The sequence below is a fragment of the Streptomyces sp. NPDC090442 genome (assembly GCF_044769405.1).
GTDB lineage: Bacteria > Actinomycetota > Actinomycetes > Streptomycetales > Streptomycetaceae > Streptomyces.
The window spans coordinates 1-3,032 of sequence record NZ_JBIVXW010000193.1 but is presented as its reverse complement, the minus strand read 5'-3'; the positions used below and the strand labels follow the sequence as shown (position 1 = coordinate 3,032).

The 3,032-nt window shown below is 60.7% G+C and carries 2 protein-coding genes and 1 tRNA gene; 2 read left to right on the top strand and 1 reads right to left on the bottom strand.

Features of this window, described 5'->3' with window-relative positions:
• Positions 1-672: 672 nt before the first annotated feature.
• Together ACIQU6_RS44215 and ACIQU6_RS44210 are read left to right on the top strand one after the other, a co-directional pair.
• Positions 673-756, top strand: a tRNA-Leu gene (locus ACIQU6_RS44215).
• 344 nt (positions 757-1,100) lie between these two features.
• Positions 1,101-2,063 (top strand): aldo/keto reductase, encoded by a 963-nt coding sequence (locus ACIQU6_RS44210; RefSeq protein ID WP_403488320.1) that lies wholly within the window; start codon positions 1,101-1,103, stop codon positions 2,061-2,063.
• A gap of 254 nt (positions 2,064-2,317) precedes the next feature.
• Here ACIQU6_RS44210 and ACIQU6_RS44205 read toward each other — a convergent pair whose 3' ends face one another.
• Positions 2,318-2,695: a transposase gene (locus ACIQU6_RS44205; RefSeq protein ID WP_403488322.1), complete on the bottom strand. Its 378-nt coding sequence runs from the start codon at positions 2,693-2,695 to the stop codon at positions 2,318-2,320.
• Positions 2,696-3,032 lie beyond the last annotated feature (337 nt).

Below are 3,032 nucleotides of genomic sequence, written 5' to 3'. Positions count from 1 at the left end.
TTCGTTGCATACGGAGAGGCCATCCTGACAGACCGTCACCCAGCTGTGACCTGCAGATTCGTGGAACCCCCAAGACTTTGCAACAGCCCTGGCCGCACCCCCTGTTCGAATAAGTCAGCTGCCTGCATGCGCCGACGCTCAGCCTCAACTGCGCTCACCGGCCTGCGAGTTCGACTCCCCATACACCCAGTATGCCGAACCTCACCAGATCAACAAACACGACGTCAAACATCAGTAGGGCGCGTACGGAGTTGTGATCAGTCCCCCGGATCGGGCTACCCGTCTGGGGGCTGATAGAACGCCGTTATGGCGCGACGTGAGCTGAGTGATGAGGACTGGGTGTTGATAGGTCAGTATCTGCCGATAGGTGGGTTCGGGCCGTACCCCGCGCACCTTCGTGACCAGCTGGAAGGCGTCATCTGGCGGTCCCGCCGACCACCGCGACTTTGCAATCGCCCTGCGGCTCTGGCCCGGGGATACCCGCCCCTCTGTCCGTACCGTTACTGCAGGGATCACGGAACGTCATCTCCGAATTGCCGACTTCTTGCCCGGAGTGGATACTGGCACAGGGCTCACGTTGCACGGAAAGGGGCAGAATTCTTGGGTCCTGTTGCCGCATTGGGTGTTTTGATCGGTGGGGCTCCGCCTACGGACCCATGTCCGACAAGAGCTGGGCGAGTGGCGAAAACGGGAAACGCAGCGGACCTAAAATCCGCCGCCTTCACAGGCTTGTGGGTTCGAATCCCACCTCGCTCACTGCATACTCGAAAGTCCCTTCTCGCCCCCAACGGCCGAACTGGGGGCCGCACGCAAGGAGGTGAACATGTTTCTCAGGCGCAGGATGCTGTACTCTCTCATGGATCTGAGCTGATTTGCGACCACAAGGCTCGACTCCTCTGCAGGTTCTAGTACTCGGATTGAGGGCTCAAGTTCACCCTGCATGTCGCAGTTACACTCCTGAGGCTTTCCGTGCGTGCAAGAGTCGCGAAGGTTGGCGAACCTGCAGTCAGTTCCTGCGCTGTTACGAGGGCATCAGAAAAGGCTCTTGGTCAAATGCCGCAGAAAGTCACATAAAATCCAACACGACCAGGAGGTTTTCGGTGGACGAAATCACTTTTCCCTCGGACGCCTTTATGAAAGACGACTTCGAGCTCTTTGCGTACCGGCGCAGCGGACGGAGCGGCCTACACCTCCCCCTGCTCACTCTCGGCCTGCGCCCCGATATGGGTTCCCCCAACCGGCTCACTTCCACATCCTCACTTCTGTACCACGCACTCCAAGCAGGCATCACCTCCTTCGACGTCACTCCCAGGCGAAACACGTACGTAGCCTCCGGGGGTGACGAGCTAGGTCGGACGCTGAGCGTCTGGCAGGCCGAGCGCCCCGAGCTGATCATCAGCGCCCGCATAGGATTTGCCACCGGCTTCGGCTCTCTGGACGGCTTCGGCTCTCGCAAACGCATCCTGTCCGCCGTCGACCAGTTGTTGCGCCGCACCGGCCTGGATCACCTGGACATCCTGTACGCCCACCGCTACGACCCCACCACTCCCCTCGAAGAGACGGCCAACGCGCTGGCCACTGCGGTGCACCAAGGCAAGGCCCTGTATACAGGACTGTCCAGTTACGCCCCGGCTCTTGCTGACAAAGCCGCCGGCATGTTGCAAGACCTCGGCACGCCAGCCGTTGCATGCCAAGCCTCATACTCGCTACTCAACCGGTGGGTGGAGGAAGGCCTACTGGGCATCCTCGAAAAACACGGGATCGGATGCGTCGCCTGTGCACCCCTCCATCACGGTGACCTCTCGCAGCAGGCGTTTATCCAGCCCTCAATATCTGACGCTACGACTGATTTACACAATCTCGCCATGGACCGAGGACAAACAAGCGCCCAACTGGCATTGAGCTGGGTCCTTCGTGAGCCAAAAATCTCCTCCACCCTCCTCACCACTGCCAATCCGACACACCTATTGGAGATCGTCCAGGCCACAAACAACCTGTCATTCACCCCGACCGAACTGGCCATTCTAGATCACTGCTATCCGCCTACGGGCGCGCCCAGTTGAAACTGGAGGAGTGAGTCTTTTCAACCCAGAGGGTTGTTCATGGGCTCCTCCATACTATAGGGGCTGTTCGTGTCGGCTGATGGTGAGACTCGTTAGTTTGCCCGCGGAGATGTTGTCTGGCGCGGTATGGCGAGAAATGCCGCATAGTTAAGGAATTGCGGTGTGATGCGATGTCGCGTAGTTGAGGTACCCGGCGTTCTGTTTTCACATATACACAGCGACGCGCCGGACTGGTTGTAGATACTGATGTTTGACTATGGGCTTGATGCGGGTGGGGTGAGTTCGAGGCCGGTCCCGGCGAGGAATCCGAGGAGGAGTTCGGGATTTCGTTGGATGTAGTGCAGGGCGCTCTTCGCGGCCCGGTGGAGTTCGTGAATCGAACGGAAGGCCCGGTTGGCGATCTTCTCTTTGGCGTGTGCCCAGAGCAGTTCGACGGGGTTCAACTCCGGTGCGTAGGAGGGCAGCTGGATGATCGTGAGCCAGGGCTGCCGCTGCGCGTACTGCTTCACGTGTTTGCTGATGTGGCTGGAGTAGTTGTCCCAGATGACGGTGACGGGGCCGTCCAGGCGGCGGTGCAACAGGGCCAGGAAGCGGGGGAAGTCCTTCTTCGTGTAACGACGTGGTGTGCGAATGAGGTTGAGGCGTGGTGGTCTGGCCGGTTTGCTGGTGGGTGGTTACCGCTTGGCGGTGCGGTCGGAGATCAGGCCGGCGATGGCGAGGTGGGTCTGGTCGTAGTATTCGCGGCGTCCGATGTAGCGCTGGAGGGTGCGCCATTGCTTGTGTTCGGCGTTGGCGTGCTCGACGGGGATCCGGCGGGAGGACTGGGCCTTGCATGCCGTCTCCCAAGCGGCGACTTCATCGGGGTTCCTTCTCGGCCTTGCGCAGCCGGCCGTTCTCCGCGCGCAGCCGGACCAGTTCCTCGTCCCGGCTCTCCCCGCTCTGGCCACCGCGGCTGTGGCCGCGGCCGGC